Below are 17,277 nucleotides of genomic sequence, written 5' to 3' on the forward strand. Positions count from 1 at the left end.
TCTGTTCTCCTCCGTTTCTGGCTGCCGCTTCCGGCTACAGCTTCTGGCTGCTGCTTCCAACTACAGCTTCTGGCTGCCGGTAGACCAGACATGGTCCTCCTTCGCCTGCTCCGCTGTGTTCTGTGCCATGACTCCCACCAGCCTGTGGGGCACGTAGGGCTCCTCCAGATAGTCTCTCTCCTCTTTTGTCAGGCAGATCCTGGTGGCGTTTTCCATGCCCTCCACATGGGACAGCTTCGTGGCTCCCACCACCGGGGCTGTGACCTTGGTCAGCAGCCAGGCCAGGGAGATTTCCGTCATGGACACGCCTCGTTTGTCCGCGAGCTCAGCCACCCGGGCGATGATCTCACTGTCCTGGGCTGCCGTGCCGTCATATTTCAGCTTTGCGTAGCTGTCCTCCTCCAACCGCTTCGAGGTCTCTCCCGGCCGCTTGGAGAGACGGCCTCCCGCCAGGGCGCTGTAGGGCGTCATGGCAATGCTGTCCTCCCGGCAGAGCTTTGCCATCTCCCGCTCCTCCTCCCGGAAGATCAGGTTGTAGTGGCCCTGTACGGAGACAAATTTGGCAAATCCCTCCCGCTCTGCCAGGGCGTTTGCCTTGGCCAGCTGGTAGGCATAGCAGTTGGAAATACCGATATATCTGGCCTTGCCCTCCTTCACCACATTGTTCAGCCCCTCCATGATATCGTAGAGAGAGCTCTCATAGTCCCACATGTGGTAGATGTACAGATCCACATAGTCCATGCCCAGATTTTCCAGGCTCTTGTCTATCATCTTCTCGATATGGGCCTGGGGTGTGACGCCGGCCTCCACCTCCTGGGGCGTGCGGGGCAGGAACTTGGTGGCCACCACCACCTCATCCCTCTTTGCGAAATCCTTCAGCGCCCGGCCCAGGTACTGCTCACTGGTGCCGCTCTGGTAGGCGATGGCCGTGTCATAGAAATTGATGCCCGCCTCCAGACTTTTTTTGATGATCTCTCTTGTGTGCTCCTCATCGATGGTCCAGGAGTGCTGCCCCTTCCCGGCGTCTCCAAAGCCCATGCACCCCATGCAGATGCGGGAGATATTCAAATCAGAGTTTCCCTATCTTGTATACTGCATTTTCATCCCTCCATTGACTTTACTTACATTCTGACATAGTGTCAGCGCAGATGCAAATACTTGTTATGAATACAGCTTCATAGCCGGAAAGCATGAAAACGCGCCAAATCCCATTTTAAGCTTCAAACAATCCCCCTGACGATCGTATGGATCCTGTTCATACTCATACTTTCCTTTTACTGAGCTGTTTTGTATATGCTGCCATCTCACGGGCCACATAGAAAGCCACGATCACCTCTGTGGCAGGCATGGCAAACCAGATCGCATTTCCGCCGAGCACAGCAGGAAGCAGATAAATGAGAACGCCGCTTATGACGAGCCCTCTGGCCACCGACGCGATGAAGGCCGCCCTCGGCTTCATCAGAGCCTGAAAATAGTATGTGGAAAAGATGTTCAGCGGCAGGAGCAAAAAGGAGAGACCGTAGCACCGGAAGATGGAAGGCGCGATCCCAAGTACCTCCGCCGTGGGCGTCATGAAGAACCGGATAAACACATTGGGCAGCAGCATCGACAGAGCCGTCCAGAACAGGCTGAAAAAGGCCACTGTCCCCAGGGCGTATTTCAGCGTCTCCCGTATCCTTTCTCCCTTTCCCGCTCCAAAGTTGGTGGATATGATAGGCTGCGAGGCCTGTCCCACGCTGTAAGCGCAGCACTGCACAAAGGTGCTGATATTTACAATGACACCGTACACCGCCAGAGCGTTTGTGCCAAGCCAGACCATGATCTGGCGGTTGAAAAGGATGGTCAGTATGCCCATGGCCACATCGATGAAGAAGGTGGGAAATCCGGTCACCGCGATTTTCTTTAATTTACAGAGAAGCCTCTCCGGACGCGCCAGCCGGAGGGTGTTCTTCTTACTACAGAAGTGTGACAGCATGGCCAGGAAGCTGATGGCAGAGCCGATGGCTGTGGCAAGCCCCGCGCCGTAGGCTCCCATATCGCAGGTGAACACGAAGAAGTAATCCCCGAAGATATTGAAGATACCACCTGCCAGCACAGCCCCTGTGGCCAGCGCCGGATTTTTGTCGTTTCTTAAGTAGGCAGCCAGCATCTGGTTAAAGAGGAAAAACGGGATGGCTGCCTTGATCGGCCGCACATATTCCCTGGCCAGCGTCAGCGTCTGATCCTGGGCCCCAAAGGAGACCAGGAGCTGCCTGTCAAAACAGATGATGGCAGCCCAGATAATCAGCGCCAGAATGACAGAGCCGATCACAGAGGCCGTAAAATACTCGTTTGATGTCCGCATATCCCTGCCCGCTTTTCCCCGGATAGTGCTGAAAAGGACGGATCCCCGATCCCCATCAGAAGTCCGAAGCTGTAGATAATGTTCCAGACCGGTGCCACCACTGCCAGGGCGGCTGACCCCTCCGGGCCGTGATACTGCCCTACCATGGCCATATCCACGATAGAGTAGATAGACGTGATCAGCGCGCTCCCGAAGGCGGCTGACAGATACTTGAAATAAATGGTCTTGATCTTCCCGCTCAGAAAATCCATTTTCTCATCCTCCTGCCGTAAAAAATGTACCTCTCCCCGAAAGAGCCCCACCGGAAAAGCCGGGATACAGTCCGCAAAGAAAAACCGGATAAGGGACAAGCGTAAGGCTCGTCTCTTATCCGGTCCATCATTTCCGCCCAATGACTTTCCCTCCGAGGAACGGGCATTCAGCCCGCCTCTTATCCGGCTGTCCGCATGATCCTGTGCTCCTGCGGTCAGCCCTCCGAGAACTGTAGGTTAGTGTATCACAGGGGATTTTGTTTGTCAAACAGGGCCGGGCCTTTGCCTTTTGTCACCCTTTTAATATCCCAGCCCATCCAGCCAGGAGCGTATCTCCTCCCGGGCATCCATGGCGCCTGATGCGCTGATGGCGAGTCCCTCCTTAACGTCCGCATCTGGCTGGAGCTCCTCGATCCGGCTGACGGTATCGGAAAATCCGCTCCCCCCTGATGTGACAAAGGGAATGACCGTCTTCCCTGACAGATCGTACTCCTCCAGGAAGCTGTACACAGCCATAGGCATATCCCCCCACCAGTTGGGGTACCCCAGAAAGACCGTGCCATAGTCCTCCAGGTTCTCGATGTGGGTCTCCAGCTGGGGACGAGCGTCCTCCCGCTGTTCCTCCTGCCCCTGATCTACCGTATCGTCGTAGCTGTCGGGATATTTTTCTACGGTCCGGATGGAGAAAAGCTCCCCTCCCGTCTCCTCCCCTATCATGTGCGCCACTGCCCCGGTGTTGCCGGTCACTTCCCCGTTCCAGCTCTGGATGCTGGCGCTGGCTGAAGCATCGATCCCCTCCGGCAGGTCCGCGTTCTCCGCGTAGGTAAAGTAAGCCACCAGAGTACCGCCCGCCCCGCTGTCCCGGGCCTCTTCATTTTGCGTCTCTGCTGTCTGCGTCTCTTCCCCGGCGCTCTCCTGCGCCGTCTCCTCCCCGCCGCAGGCGCTCACAGACATAGCTGTCACGCACGCCAGCAGCAGCGCTGCTATTCTTCTCTTCATATCGCTGTTTTCCTCCTTTTGCGAAACAATTTACAAAGTAAAAAAGCAGGTACAGCCCGCCGGAAATAGCTTTCCTTTGTCTGTACCCACATTATAATTGAGCAAAGTTCCTATGTCCAATACCTGATATCTTTGGATCATTCATGCTTTTTAGGCATGATTTTCTTTATAGCTTACAGGCTTTCTACCCAGGTCTTCAGCTCGCCCACAGAATGGCTTCCGTTCAGAAGACGGCCCTCCTTAAGCACTGCGCCCGGGCAGCTGGGAGCCAGGGACTTCACCGTCTTCCCAAATCCGCTTCCGCCGGAGGTGGCAAAGAGGATGATCTCTTTTCCGCTGAAATCATAGCTCTCCAGGAATGTATTGATGATCGTGGGAGCTACATACCACCAGATAGGGAAGCCCAGGAAAATCCTGTCGTGGGACGCAATATCCGCATCCTTGTCCGCAAGCTCCGGCCTGGAGGACGGGTCCCGCATCTCAATCGTACTCCTGGATTTCTTGTCCATCCAGTTCAGATCCGCCGAAGTGTAGGGCACAGCCGGTTTTATCTCATAGAGATCCGCCCCCGCAGCCTGTGCAAGCCTCTCCGCTGTCCTTTTGGTTGTCCCGCTGGCTGAAAAATACGCTACAAGTGTCTTGCTCATATGATCGTTCTCCTTTTAAAAGCACGTGTTCTCTTTTTACAGTCCTATTATAGAAAAATCCCCTTTCGATGTCCAATACTTAGTTTTTATCCCCTCCCATGCCCTTTGGGCATAATGTATTGACCGCCCTGACCCCCTGCCCCCTGCCGCCTCGCCTCCCACGCCTCCACACATTCTCCTCACTCCCCTGTTTACATCCGTCCCCAACTTGGCTATACTGAAACAATACAGGCGTCCGCCGCTTCGGCGGACAAAAAAGGAGGGCAGCGCACCGTGACACGCGAGGAAGCCTGCCGCATCCTGGGAGTCTCCCCGGGAGCGGCGCCGGACCAGATCAAAAAGAAATATCGCCAGCTCATGCACCGGCTCCACCCGGACGCAGGGCCCTCTGAAGAAGACCTGCATCTGGCCTGGCAGGTCAACGCCGCCTACGCCCTTCTCAAGGGGACCGGGCCCGGAGGCCGCTCCTCCCAGGCCGGGCCGGAGGCCGCATCAGGCGTCTTCCGCCGCAGGGATGCCCATCACAGTCCACACCGAAGCGCTGCCCGGCGCAGCGCCTGGGACGCCCCGGTCAACCGGCACGCCTATCGGGAGCGGGACATCCTGTGCCTCGCTGAGGACAGCGGCGGGGAGGTGATCGGCACCTTCACCGCCGCCAGGGGACGGTACTTCTGGACCACGGAGGAGGACTTTCCCCTCTTTCTGCGCAGCATCTACCTGTGCGGGAAGGAGCTGCTGGACGAGGTCAACGCCTCCCTGGGGAGAGCCTCCTCCCCCTCCTGCCGCAGCCGGTTCCATGCGGACCTCACCTATCTTCTGGCCCAGCAGTACATAGACGCCACCTCCCTCCTTAAGGAGCTGGCAGTCAAAACCACCTCTGACCGGGAGGGGCAGGACATTTACTATTTCCCCGCCATGCTGGAGACAAAGGGCCAGGAAGGTTCCGGCCTCCCAGGCTCCCTGCCGGCGGAGGCGCCCCTCTTCCCGGCAGGTGTGAGGGACCACCGCCTTTTCCTGAAGGACAGCGCCGGGCAGGAGGCAGGATACCTCTCCTTCTCGGACGACCGGCTGTACTATGTCCTGGTTCCTCTCTTTGAGCAGAGGCGGGTCCTGGTTCGTCTCCGCGCGGCCTGGGAAGGCGAAAGCGCTTCCCTGGCAGTCGGGAAAGGAGCCGCCGCCAGGAAGAAAAGAGGCGCCGGATACCGGCGCCTCCACCTGTGGCTGAAGTTCAAAAAAGAAGAAGACAGAAGCCGGCTGCCTGAAAGCCTGAGCCTTCAGATCAGCCAGCTCCTGGAACACTACAGGGCTTCCCTCTCCTGACCGGGGCGGGAGGCCTTGTCCATCTCGTACACCGTGTCCGCCAGGTTCATGGTGGATTTCCTGTGGGACACAAGCACCACGGTCCGGTCCTTCCGCTCCTCCTTCAGAGACTTCAGGATGATCCCCTCGTTGAGAGAGTCCAGGTTGCTGGTGGGCTCGTCCAGGAGAAGGAAGGGGGCATCGTGGAGAAAGGCCCTGGCAATGCCGATCCGCTGCCTCTCTCCCCCTGAGAGGGTGTCGCCCAGCTCTCCCACCTCCGTCTCATAGCCCTTTGGCAGGGACAGGATGAAGTCGTGTACAGAGGCCTTTTTCGCCGCCTCCACGATCTCCTCCATGGACGCCCCGGGCTTTCCCACGGCGATATTGGCGGCGATGGAGTCGTGGAAGAGGCTCGTCTCCTGTGTCACATAGGACTCCATCCCCCGCAGGTCCGCCGTGTTGATCTCTCGCACATCCTTTCCGGAAATGAGGATTTTCCCCTCCCGGACGTCAAAGAAGCGCATCAAAAGCTTCAGGAAGGTGGACTTTCCGGAGCCGCTGGCCCCGTGGATGCCAATCACCTTTCCCCCTGGTATCTCCACAGAATAATCCCGCAGGATCTCCTCCTCCCCGTATCCGAAGCTGACCTTCTCGGCCTGAGCTCCCTCAAAATCTGTGTGCTCCCTTCCGCATACCTCCTCTACCTGGGGCTTCTCCTCCAGGATGGACAGGACCCGCTCGCCTGCTGCCAGCGTCTGGTTCAGGTTGTTGGACAGGTTGGAGAGAGCTGTCACCGGGCCAAAGGAGCCCATCATGGCAATGGAGGCGATGACCATGCCCACCAGATCCGCCTCCCCGGCCTGCTTCATGGTGATCATGAGAAGGAGCATGGCAAGAGAAAAGAGCAGGATGACCAGGTTGGTGACAGACCTCTGGGCTGCCTCCAGGCGGTTCAGCTTTTTCTGCAGAGCGCCCAGGCTGTCTGACCGCTCCTGCATCTGCCTTCTTCTCCTCTCCCCCTGGCCGTACTGGATGGTCTCGTCCAGCCCCCGCAGGGAGTCCAGGATAAAGCTGTTCAGGTCACCGAAGGCGCCGCGAAATTCCATGCCGGCCCCGCCGCCTCTTTTGCCGAACACAAGGGGGAGCACAGCCCCCACCGCGATGTAGCCTGCCAGCGCCAGCATCGCCCCCGCCGGGGAGAACTGCCCGATGAACAGCGCCATCACAAGGGAGGTGGCTATGGCGATGGCTATGGGGGAGATGGTGTGGGCGTAAAACACCTCCAAAAGCTCAATGTCCGATGTGATGACCGAGATCAGATTGCCCTTGTCCCGCCCCTCCAGCCTGGCCGGGCAGAGCCTTCTCAGGGCGGCAAACACCTTGTGCCTGATGATGGCCAGCAGCTTAAAGGCAATAAAATGGTTGCAGTACTGCTCCCCGTAGTGGAGCAAGCCCCTGGCCACTGCCAGGACGATGAGAAGGACAAACAGTGTCCCCGGCTCCGCCCCCAGGAGAAGCCCCGCCGTCCCCGGGTTCAGCTCCATGCCCGCGGCCGCCAGCAGGATGTGCAGCAGCCCGAAGCCCGCCAGGATGGTGAGAAAGATGGCGCACAGATATCCCAGCGTGCCCAGAAGGATCGCCAGGAGCATGACCGGCAGAAGCGGGGTCACCAGGCCCACAAGGCGTCCCATGATCCTGATGCCGCTGCGCCGCACGGGGGTGTTTCTCACCTCACCGCTGCCCGGCTGCACGCTGTTTACTTTTCCGGTTTCCAGGCTCATACTGCCGCCTCCTTTCCGTACTGTTCTTTTCCATACTGCTCCAGCTCCATCTGGGTCCTGTACAGCTTCTCATACTGTCCCCTCCTCTCCAGGAGCTGCCGGTGGGTGCCGGACTCCGCCACCCTGCCGTCCTGCATCATGTAGATCCGGTCGGAACCGGTCACATTTGCCAGCCGGTGGGAGATGAGGATGACCGTCTTCTGCCCTGCCAGGCGGCGGATCACATCCATGATCATCTCCTCGCTCTCCGCGTCAATGTTGGAGGTGGCCTCGTCAAAGATGTACACCGGCGTGTCGTGGAGCAGGGCCCTTGCCAGGGCCAGTCTCTGGCACTGGCCGCCGGAGAAGTTGCTGCCCTTTTCAAGGACAGGGGTCTGCAGCCCCTGCTGCCCTGCCAGGAAATCCCACAGGTTGGCCTTTCTCAGGGCCTCCTCCATCTCCCCCGGCCCGGCGTCCGGCGCTCCCATCCGCAGATTGTCCTCCACTGTGCCTTTAAAGAGCCAGCTGTTATGGCTCACCATGGTGATCTGTTCCATCAGGCTTTCCTCCCGGATATGGGACAGCTCCTTTCCCTGTATCCTCACGCTGCCCCCATAGCCTCTGTTCCTCCCCATGAGGATGCCGGCCGCCGTGCTCTTGCCGCAGCCCGAGGCCCCCACGATGGAGGTAAAGCTCCCTGCCGGGAACTCCATGGACACCTGGTCCAGTATCTGCCTGTCCTCCCCGTAGGAGAAGCACACGTTCTCAAATGCCAGGTCCGTCTCCGCCTGCCAGGATTTCCTCTCCCTTCTCAGGCTCCGGCAGATCCAGCAGGGCAAAGATCCGGTCGCTGGCCGCCATGCCGTTCATGGCGATGTGGAAGAAGGAGCCAAGAAGGCGCAGGGGAATGAAGAACTCGGAGGCCAGAAGAATGAGCATCAGCGCTCCGTGAAGGCTCACCCTTCCCCCCGCCAGCTCCCACAGGGTGACGATCATGCCCACCGCCGCCCCTCCGTAGGCGATGATATCCATGACGCTGGTGGAATTGAGCTGCATGGTCAGCACCTTCATGGTGACCCGCCGGAATTTCTGGGACTCCGCGTCCATCTCCCGGGCCTTCTCCTCATCCGCCTGATAAATCTTCAGGGTAGTCAGGCCCTGGAGATTTTCCAGGAAGCTGTCCCCCAGCTCTGTGTAAATGCCCCAGTATTTTGCCAGCAGACGCTTGGCGAACTTCTGCACCGCCACAATGGAGATGGGGATGAGGGGCACGCAGACAAGGAGCACCAGGCTGGCTCTCCAGCTCACAAAGGAGAGGACGGCAAACAGAGTCACCGGCGCCAGGAGGCTGTAGAAAAGCTGGGCCAGATATCTGCCGAAATAGGTCTCCAGCTGCTCCACTCCCTCCGCCGCCATCTGCACCACCTCCGACGTGGCTGTCTTCTCCCGGTAGGAGGCTCCCAGCCGGAGGAGCTTTTCATAGATTTTGTCCCGCAGGATCCGCTTCACATCCACACTGGCCCGGTAGGAGGCAAAGGAGGCCTGCCTGTCACAGACAAACCGCAGGGCAATGGCGCCCAGTGCCAGACCGCCCCATGTAAGGGCCGAGGAGCCGGTCACCTGCCAGAAAATTGCCTCCTCCAGCAGCATGGACACGCTGCAGATGACCAGGATCTGGCAGAGGAGGGAGAGCCACTGCCATAGCACCTGAAAGTAAATGTATTTCTTTGCCTGGGACAGAAGTCCCAGAAGTCTTTTCTTAATCATAGGCCTGCTCCTGCCCCTTTCTGTCTTCTCTGGGGATGGTCTTCACCCGGAAGAAGAAATAAATGACATGGCACACCCAGACAATGGCCAGACAGATCCTGCCCACGGGCACATTTCTCATCAGGATAAACCCAATGGCCATGACCACAGTCACGGTCCCCACAATGGAGCATTTCGTCTGCATGGTCATGCCCTTTCCCCTGACAAAGCTGTCCAGGTGCTTCCTGTACAGACCGGTTCCCAGGAACCAGTCGTGGAGCCTCCTGGAGCTCTTCGCAAAGCAGAACACAGTGGCCAGATAAAAGGGGACTGTTGGCAGGATAGGCAGCACAATGCCCACTGTCCCCAGTCCCAGACAGATAAATCCCGCGATGATCCACAGGAAACGAATCGGATTTTTGTTGTTCATATAGCTTTCTCCTGTCTCTTTCGCTCACCGCCCTCAGACGGTGAGCACAAATTTCTTTCCTTCTACATTTGTCACGCCCAGGGAGATGCCGTACAGCTCCCGGATGCACTCCGGCGTGATGATCTCCTCCGGCGCGCCCCAGGCGGCCACCCGTCCGTCCTTCAGCCCGATGATGCGGTCCGAATAGTGGATGGCCTGGTTGATGTCGTGGAGGACCATGATGATGGTGATGCCGTACTCCCGGTTCAGCCTCCGGACCAGCTCCAGGATCTCAATCTGGTAGCGGATGTCCAGGTAGGTGGTGGGCTCGTCCAGGAAGAGGATCTTCGTGCTCTGGACCAGCGCCATGGCGATCCACACCCGCTGTCTCTGGCCCCCGGAGAGCCTTCCCACCTCCCGATACCTGTATTGTTCCACGTTCGTCACTTCCATGGCCCACCGTATCTTCTCCTCGTCCTCCTGGCTGCGGGCCTGCATCATTTTCATGTGAGGGGTCCTGCCAAAGGACACCAGCCGCTCCACTGTGATGTCATCGGCGGAGGTGTTGTACTGGTGCACGATGGAAACCTTCCTGGCAAACTCCTTCAGCGCCAGGTTCTGGATATTCCTCCCCCCAAGGAAGATATTTCCCTTCCTGGGGCAGAGGTTTTTTGTCATCAGGTTGAAAAGGGTGGATTTCCCGCACCCGTTGGCCCCCATGATGGTGGTTATTTCTCCCTCCTGGATGGTAAAGGAGGCGTCTCTTAGCACTTTGTTCTTCCCGTAGGAAAAATACAGCCCTCTCACCTCCATAGCCGGCTTCTTCTTGTCCTCACGCTGCATATTTCTTTGACCTCCTAAGCAAAATGATAAAGAACGGGCCGCCGATCACGCTCATGATGATGGAGGCCGACACCTCGTAGGGCGCCGCCACGGTCCTTCCGATGGTGTCCGCCAGAAGGAAGGTAAAGGCACCCGCCAGCATGGAAAAGGGCACCAGGGCCCGGTGGTCGCTGCCCACCAGGATGCGCCCCATATGGGGCACGATGAGCCCTAGGAAGCTGACGGCTCCCGCCACTGCCGTGGAAATGCTGGCAAGGAGCACTGCCACCAGGGAGATCAGGATGCGCATCAGGTTGACATTGACTCCCAGCCCCCTGGCCGTCTTGTCCTCCAGAGTCATGAGATTGCACATTTTGGAAAACAGCACTGCCAGCACCAGCCCCACGATGACGTAGGGCAGAAGGGTCTGCACATCCTCCCAGGTCTTCTGGGTGATGTTCCCCTCCACGATGGAGGCCACCCCGGAGGAGTTGCCCCCTGTCATGGAGTTCAGGGCGTCCGAGAGCCCCGAGAACATAGCGCTCACCGCCACGCCTGTAAGGATGATGCGAAGAGGGCTTAAGCCCCCCTTCCAGGACAGGCTGTACACAAGGAAGAAGGCCAGCACGCCTCCCCCAAAGGCAAAGAGAGGGGTAAAGAAATAGAGGGCCGGGAGAAAGGCCGTGACCAGCACCGCCATAAAGCTGGCCCCGCTGGAAATGCCGATGATGCCCGGGTCTGCCAGGGGATTTTTCAGCACTGCCTGGAAGAGGACGCCCGCCACCGCCACCGCCGCCCCCGCAAAGAGGGAGATGACGATCCTGGGAAAGCGCAGGTCATAGATGGCCGCCACGTTCTCGATGCGCTCCACAAAGAGCCCTCTTATCAGCTCCCCAAAGGACACCTGCAGGCTCCCGATATTGATGGAGGCGAATACCAGCGCCGCCAGGAGGACTCCCAGGATGATAAAGGAGAGGGCCGCCCTGGCTGTCTTCTTCTTTTTCCGGCTCTGGTCCATCCTCCGGGCCTCCTCCGGTACTGTCAGTTTTTCTTCGCTCATGGCTCACCTCTCCTTACTTAGTAATCTCCTGCAGCGTCTCCTCGTCCGTCTTCCCGGTGGCTTCGCTCTCCTTTGCCGCCTCCGCAGCCCTGTCGCTGTTTTCCTTTGCCTGCTCCGCGTCGTCCTCGCTCTGGGGATAGAGCATGGGCTGGAGCTCCTCCAGGGCCTCCGGATAGTTGAAATTAGCGCTCATGCCAAAGAGCTCGTAGGTCAGGTCATAGACCCGCCCCTCCTTGACCGCCGTGAAATGCTGCCATATGTCGTTTGTCTCAAATTCCTCGTTGAACATCTCGATGATCTGATCCGGCAGCGCGTGCGCGGCCCGCAGGATCACATCCGGCTCCCTGGACTTCATATCCTCTGTGTTCACAGTCAGGAATTCCTGGTCCGTGCCGGCATACACATTCTCGCCTCCCGCCAGCTCCACCAGACTTCCCACGTAGGAGTTCTCTGTGGCGATGATGTAGCTTCCGGGAAGCCCCATGAGGATCAGCACCTTAGGGCTCTCCTGCCCCTCATTGCGAGTCACATAGTCCTCATAGAATTCCGTAAATTCATCTACCAGCTCCCCGGCCTGCTCCTCCCTGCCGAATATCTCTCCCAGCTCCTGGATGGACCGGTACATCCCCTGCACGCTGCGCAGGTTGAGGAAAGCCCAGTCCGTATCAATGGCCTCGTACTTTGGCTGGAGGTCCGACTGGAGGCTGGAGGGACTTAGTATCCAGTCCGGGGAGAGGGAGGCCACGATCTCCATGTCCGGGCTCATGGCCGTCCCCACCTGCTCCACCCCCTCGTACCGCTCCGGCAGGGAGGATATGGTGCTGGTGCACACGCCCACAAGGTCCAGCTCCAGCCGGTCACAGATGTCGGCTGTGGCGGGGGAGGTGGCTATGATGCGGGGCTCCTCCCCCATGGCCGCCACCTTGGCCTTGGCCGACTCCACAGCCGCGCTCCCGCTCTGGTCCACGCACCCTGCCAGGAGGCTCAGTGTCAGGGCGCCGCAGGCCAGCGCGCCTGCCGCCCTTCCAACTGCCATCCTCCCGGCCGTCTTTTTCCTGTCAATCCTCATCATCTTCGTAACCTCCGCCCCATCTGCGCCAGTTTCTCCGGAAGAAATAGACGATCGCTGCCGCCGCTCCCATGAAGACCAGACCGGTCGCCATGACGGCCGCCGCCACGGCAAACACGCCGCTGCCGGAAGCTCCTTCCGTCCCCTCTTCCCCGTCCGAAGCGGTAGAGAGGCTAAGCCCCTGGGCGTCGGACAGCTCTCCGTCTGTGGCTGGGTCCGCCGCCTCCTCTATGGAGCTGGAGAGAGCCGGTGCCTCGCTTCCATCTGTCTCTTCCCCTGTATTTGTATCGGCCAAGCCCGCCGCCGACAGACTGTTGCTGCCAAGGAAGGAGCCGCCGGACGCGCCGCCCGCAGTGCTGCCTGAGGAACTGCCTCCGGCCGTGCTGCTGCCCGCCGATGCGCTGCCTGTCCCGGAGGAAGTCCCGGAGGAGCTGCCGGACGCCGCCGTCACGATGGTGGCTTTCATGTCTGTGTTATTTCCCGCTGTGTAGTCGCTTGGATAGAGATAGAAGATGACATCTCTCCCCATGGGACTTACATACATGGAGACCCGGACCACACAGTTTTCACTGGGCACCTGGATACAGATATCCGAGGTGGCCCCGTTGCTGTCCGATCCGCTCCCCGTCACGCCCACAGCCGGGTTGGACCAGGAGGAGTCCCCCACGTTCTGTACCCAGAAGCTGTGACCGGATGTGTAGCTCATCAGGCTCATGCGGATGGTCAGGTAGTAGGCCCCGCTGTCCGTCACCTCCAGTATGCCTGTGGTGTAGACCGCTCCCTCCACCATCCCCTGTCCGGTGGCGTAGGACGCCTCTCCCCCGGAGTCCTCAATGGCCCCGGTGACCGGGTGGGCATAGCAGGGATGGACCGCACAGGTATAGACGTTTCCGCCGGCCGCCTGAGCGGACAGGGGCGCAGCCCCCTGCCCTGCTGCCAGGACCAGGAGAGCTGCCAGGGCGCCTGCAAGCGCCCGCTTTATCTTATTTCCCACTCTCACCTTCATCACCTGCTTCCTCTTCTCTGCCGCAAGGCCAGAACGACCGCAGCGGCCGCCACCGCAAGCAGCGCCGCCCATCCGGCGAGGGCTGTACCCGTCTCATCTCCTGTCCGGGCCGCGGACAGAGAGGATCCGCCCAGGCTGGAACCGCCAAGGGATGAGCCGCCCAGCGAAGAGCCTCCAAGGGAGGAACCTCCCAGCGAGGAGCCTCCGGGCAGGGTGGATGTTCCCAGACCGCTGCCGCCGGTCAGCAAGCCTTCTCCGCTGCCGTCTGTTTCCTCATCATCTGTCTGGCCCTCATCGTCGAAAGCCGGGTCATCGTCTGTCGTGGCCTGCAGCGTATCCCAGTCAAGAGCCAGGAACACAGGCTGCGTCCCCGTTCCCGAGGCGATGGCGTCCATGATGGGGACAAAGACCTGCAGGGGCACATAGCCGTCCTCCAGAGCCTCCGGTATGAGCTCAAAGGTGACCTCATCCGGGTAGTCTGTCCCGTACTGGTCGCTGACTCTGGAGCCGTCCTCGTTCTGCTGATAGCTGTCCACTGTCACAGCCCGCAGGTCTCCCTGCGGATTGCCGTACTGGTCCAGCGTGTAGCCGGTGGCAAAGTACTGAAGCTGGCTCAGATAGCCCAGCTGGGTGCCGATGGTGAGTCCCCGGAAGTTCATGGTCAGAGCGTACTTCCCGTCCTTCACCGTCAGCTTGATGGTGTGGTCGATGGCATTGTCGGACATGGAGAGGGTCTCCTTGTCCACCTTCAGCATCCGGCCCGTCACCGCGTACACGCCGTCCGGCAGATTGCGGATGTCCGTCTCATCCCCGCCGGGATCCGGGTTCTCCGGCTCCACTGCCGTTCCCCCGGCCTGAAGTGTGCTCCAGTCGATGTGGAGCCTGGCCAGCTGGGTGCCCTGCCCGGCGCCGATGGCCTCCATGACAGGCACGTAGATCTCCACGTAATTCATGTCCTCATCCTTCTGGATGGGAATGGAGATGACCTTCGGGTACTCCTTTCCCTCCGTATTCCCATCGTAGGACGGAGAGTCCGGGTCATTGTAGGCGTCGTACACGCCCGTGAAATACGACAGCACATCCGCGTCCGCCGCCTCGTAGGAGGAGGGATAGCCCATCTGGTTGTACACCACGCTGTCCATATCTACCTTCCGCAGCCGGTACAGGTAGCCCTCTATGCCGGAAATGTCCAGGGACTGTAAGGTGAGCTGCAGGGACATGTCCCCGTGTTCATCCACCACGATCACTCCCTGGGAAACCAGGGCCGCATCGCCCATGGACGGAGCGTCATTGGTGGCGTGCCACAGGGCCACGTCCACAGTGTAGGTTCCCTCTGCCAGGTCCTCCCCCTCCTCGCCGTCTCCCGGATCCTCCCCCGGATCAGGCTGGGGCTCCTCCGGCTCCGTTGTCCCGCCTCCTCCGTCACTGCTGTAGGTGATGGAAAAGGTAGTAGTTCCCGTGTAGTTGCCGGGCGCGGCGGCCGCCACGTCCGCTCCCGCGATGGTGATCCTTCCGCCAAGCACCGCCTCATCGGTCCCCGCGTCTCTCGTCTCCTTTGCCTGGAAGGACTGGGCGCCGAAATCATTGGAAAAGGCGAGGGAGTGGCTGCCCGCGTACAGAAGGCCGCCCTCCGGTGCCGTCACGGTCACAGTGCCCTCTTTGTCCTGGGAGGACACGGTAATGTCGTACTCCTGCACATTATCCTCGGTCCTGCTGAGAGCTCCCATGTCCAGAGACGAGGGCACGGTGACCTGATAGGAAGGAGCGGACGTCTCCTGCGCCACGCTGGCCGTCACATCCATGCTTTCCTGGGTGGTGTCCGGCGTCTCAGGGGTCTGCTCTCTGGCTGTCAGCGTATCCCAGTACATAGTCACAATGGTCTTGACGCTGAACTTACCGTTCTCAAAAAGGATGCCATTGATCTCGCCGTTCAGATTGCTCATGGCAGGCACGTAAATGCAGGTGTTGTTGTAGTAATACTGGCTCAGAGTGCCGGTCAGAGGGAAGGACACATCTGTGACAACCTGGTAGTCCCCCCTCTGCTCTGTATTGTAGGCGGCGCCCTCCATGGTCAGTGCGGCCGCCGTGTCGTTGTTCTCGTAGTAGCCGTTAAATCCGAGAATGTACATGGGCTCCTGGTCCGTGCCGGATACCATGGTGTAGGACAGCGTCATCTGCCCGCTCTCATCCACGGTCAGCACGGCCGGGGCCGTCTCCGTCTGCACAAGGCTGTGATCCACCACATCGCTGCGCACCGCCACAGTGATATCGTAGGTTCCCGCCACCGGCGTCTGGGAGGGCACTCCCGGGGCTGTCTCCTCCAGGGAAAGTCCCAGGGCCGATGCCACAGCCTCCTTGATGCCGTTGGAGGAGTAGGTGGCTCCCGACACGCCGTCCAGCCCCTTCAGGCCCTGGGCGTCTGTGTCCCCCAGTCCTATGATGCGGCTCTGCAGCCTCTCCACGGCGGAGGCAAGCTTGCCCTTGTTGACCTCCGCATAGGTCCCGCCGAAATTGTCGCCTGTGATCTCCAGGCCGGTGATCACGCCGTCCGTGACAGACACGGAAGCGTTGATGTTGTATTCACCGAACTGGTCTATGTGGAACGTTCCGCTGCCCGTGTAGGTTCCTCCGGCAGCCTTTGCTCCCATGGGCTGCGCCGTCCCGGCGGCCAGCACAGCCGCAAGGGCCAGCGCCGCCCATCTCTTTCCTGTCTTTTTTCTTCTCATCGTTCCCTCCGTCAAATAGAGGCAGACCTCTATGACAGCAGAAATACTCCCAGGCAAAGAGCCGGAGGATTTCTGTCATATTACCGTCTGCCGTTTCCTTTAGTTCCCTTTGTAGGTAATGGAGAATGTTGTTGTTCCGGTGTAATTTCCGGCTTTAGCCGCAGCAACCGCATCCTTTCCGATGCGGATCGTTCCGCTCAGCTTGGTGCCTGCCGTGTCTGCATTGACATTCTGTGTCCCAAAGCTGTTGGAAAAGCTCAGTGTGTTTCCATCGCTTGTCAGGCTGCCGGACTCTGGCGCTGTGACAGCAATCTCTCCGTTCAGGTTAGAGGCCTTCACATCCACCGCGTAGACCATCGCGTTGTTTCTCTCTGCACTCAGCGTTCCCATCGAAACAGCAGAAGGAACCGTGACTGAATAATCTGGCGCGGAGACTGACTCCTCCACATTCGCTGTGATCTGCATATCTTTCGTGTCCGCAGAGGGCTCTGACGGGGTCTCCTCTCCGCCCACAGGCTGCAGGTCTGTCACCTGGACAAAGAAGTTCTGGGTGGAGTTCATCACGGAATTGACATAGGCAGAGGCAGCTACTGTTCCGGCCTCCAGGTCATCCACCGCGTCTCTTGGAAGGTCCACTGTCAGCACCTGCGTCGGGTAGGACTCCCCTTCGGTTATTCCAAACAGACTGGAGGTTGTGTCAAACACCTTCTCAGGCTTTGTCGTTATGTCAGACTCCGCTGTGTACTCTGTGTCATTTACCGTAAACTTCACATCCAGGATCGTGCCGTCAGTACCCATAGACGGGAAGGCGGGGATCGGGTAGGCCACATAGAATGTCAGCTCCGCGCTGTCCGCGTCAAGCGTCACCTCCGCCTCGTGCACAAAGATGGGATCGCACATGCTGGCAGCCCCGGTCCCATTGGCATTGAGGAAATGGATCTCTCCTGTGTAGTCTCCGTCGGTATAGTCGGCGGCAAACGCCGTGGTGCACATCATAGTCCCCAGCATGGCCACGGAAAGGGCCCCTGTCATCAATTTCTTTAACCTCATAATACATCTCCTTTTCTACTACAATATATTTATGGTTAATACCCCTTACAGCCAGTAAGGAATTACCCATCTTGTTGCTTAAGCTGTTA

At 59.2% G+C, this 17,277-nt stretch carries 14 protein-coding genes and 1 pseudogene; 1 reads left to right on the plus strand and 14 read right to left on the minus strand.

Translation table 11 applies throughout. From position 1 onward, the window contains the following. Nucleotides 1-60: 60 nt before the first annotated feature. The 5 genes from FGQ86_RS12575 to FGQ86_RS12590 all read right to left on the minus strand — a co-directional run bounded on the left by FGQ86_RS12575 (nt 61) and on the right by FGQ86_RS12590 (nt 4,241). Nucleotides 61-1,047, minus strand: a complete 987-nt coding sequence (locus tag FGQ86_RS12575) for an aldo/keto reductase (protein WP_138304398.1) — start codon at nt 1,045-1,047, stop codon at nt 61-63. A 214-nt stretch (nt 1,048-1,261) separates the two neighbouring features. Beyond that, nucleotides 1,262-2,344: an MATE family efflux transporter gene (locus FGQ86_RS16620; protein WP_347562519.1), complete on the minus strand. Its 1,083-nt coding sequence runs from the start codon at nt 2,342-2,344 to the stop codon at nt 1,262-1,264. Further along, nucleotides 2,308-2,595: an MATE family efflux transporter gene (locus tag FGQ86_RS16735; RefSeq protein WP_347562520.1), complete on the minus strand. Its 288-nt coding sequence runs from the start codon at nt 2,593-2,595 to the stop codon at nt 2,308-2,310. The genes FGQ86_RS16620 and FGQ86_RS16735 overlap by 37 nt, the downstream gene beginning before the upstream one ends. 300 nt (nt 2,596-2,895) lie before the next feature. Next, nucleotides 2,896-3,594: a flavodoxin gene (locus FGQ86_RS12585; RefSeq protein WP_138304380.1), complete on the minus strand. Its 699-nt coding sequence runs from the start codon at nt 3,592-3,594 to the stop codon at nt 2,896-2,898. Nucleotides 3,595-3,767: 173 nt separating this feature from the next. Next, complete coding sequence (locus FGQ86_RS12590; RefSeq protein ID WP_138304382.1) at nt 3,768-4,241, minus strand: flavodoxin; 474 nt, start codon at nt 4,239-4,241, stop codon at nt 3,768-3,770. Nucleotides 4,242-4,514: 273 nt separating this feature from the next. Here FGQ86_RS12590 and FGQ86_RS12595 point away from each other — a divergent pair, with 273 nt between their 5' ends. Beyond that, the gene (locus FGQ86_RS12595; RefSeq protein ID WP_171031568.1) at nt 4,515-5,561 is read left to right on the plus strand and encodes a DnaJ domain-containing protein; all 1,047 of its coding nucleotides are present in this window, start codon (nt 4,515-4,517) and stop codon (nt 5,559-5,561) included. On the opposite strand, the gene FGQ86_RS12600 is transcribed toward FGQ86_RS12595, so the two are convergent. The 9 genes and pseudogenes from FGQ86_RS12600 to FGQ86_RS12640 all read right to left on the minus strand — a co-directional run bounded on the left by FGQ86_RS12600 (nt 5,540) and on the right by FGQ86_RS12640 (nt 17,188). Further along, nucleotides 5,540-7,231: an ABC transporter ATP-binding protein gene (locus tag FGQ86_RS12600; RefSeq protein ID WP_052083924.1), complete on the minus strand. Its 1,692-nt coding sequence runs from the start codon at nt 7,229-7,231 to the stop codon at nt 5,540-5,542. The two genes, FGQ86_RS12595 and FGQ86_RS12600, sit on opposite strands and share 22 nt — an antisense overlap. Before the next feature lie 86 nt (nt 7,232-7,317). After that, nucleotides 7,318-9,067, minus strand: a pseudogene (locus FGQ86_RS12605) (ABC transporter ATP-binding protein/permease). Further along, entirely contained in the window at nt 9,060-9,476 is a 417-nt protein-coding gene (locus FGQ86_RS12610; protein WP_033124999.1) for a YbaN family protein, read from the minus strand. The pseudogene FGQ86_RS12605 and the gene FGQ86_RS12610 overlap by 8 nt, the downstream one beginning before the upstream one ends. A 33-nt stretch (nt 9,477-9,509) precedes the next feature. Next, nucleotides 9,510-10,298, minus strand: a complete 789-nt coding sequence (locus FGQ86_RS12615) for an ABC transporter ATP-binding protein (protein WP_033124998.1) — start codon at nt 10,296-10,298, stop codon at nt 9,510-9,512. Beyond that, nucleotides 10,288-11,337 (minus strand): iron ABC transporter permease, encoded by a 1,050-nt coding sequence (locus FGQ86_RS12620; RefSeq protein WP_138304386.1) that lies wholly within the window; start codon nt 11,335-11,337, stop codon nt 10,288-10,290. The genes FGQ86_RS12615 and FGQ86_RS12620 overlap by 11 nt, the downstream gene beginning before the upstream one ends. A 13-nt stretch (nt 11,338-11,350) precedes the next feature. Next, nucleotides 11,351-12,409: a heme ABC transporter substrate-binding protein IsdE gene (gene isdE / locus FGQ86_RS12625; protein WP_242842812.1), complete on the minus strand. Its 1,059-nt coding sequence runs from the start codon at nt 12,407-12,409 to the stop codon at nt 11,351-11,353. Next, entirely contained in the window at nt 12,396-13,412 is a 1,017-nt protein-coding gene (locus FGQ86_RS12630) for a heme-binding Shp domain-containing protein (RefSeq protein WP_138304388.1), read from the minus strand. The genes isdE and FGQ86_RS12630 overlap by 14 nt, the downstream gene beginning before the upstream one ends. Next, on the minus strand, nt 13,412-16,138 hold the full coding sequence (locus FGQ86_RS12635; protein ID WP_138304390.1) for an NEAT domain-containing protein: 2,727 nt from the start codon (nt 16,136-16,138) through the stop codon (nt 13,412-13,414). Before FGQ86_RS12635 ends, FGQ86_RS12630 begins: the two co-directional genes overlap by 1 nt. A gap of 99 nt (nt 16,139-16,237) precedes the next feature. Beyond that, nucleotides 16,238-17,188 (minus strand): hypothetical protein, encoded by a 951-nt coding sequence (locus FGQ86_RS12640; RefSeq protein ID WP_033124995.1) that lies wholly within the window; start codon nt 17,186-17,188, stop codon nt 16,238-16,240. Nucleotides 17,189-17,277 lie beyond the last annotated feature (89 nt).

This window comes from Clostridium sp. BSD2780061688st1 H5 (genome assembly GCF_005845155.1).
Taxonomy (GTDB): Bacteria; Bacillota; Clostridia; order Lachnospirales; family Lachnospiraceae; genus Claveliimonas; species Claveliimonas intestinigallinarum.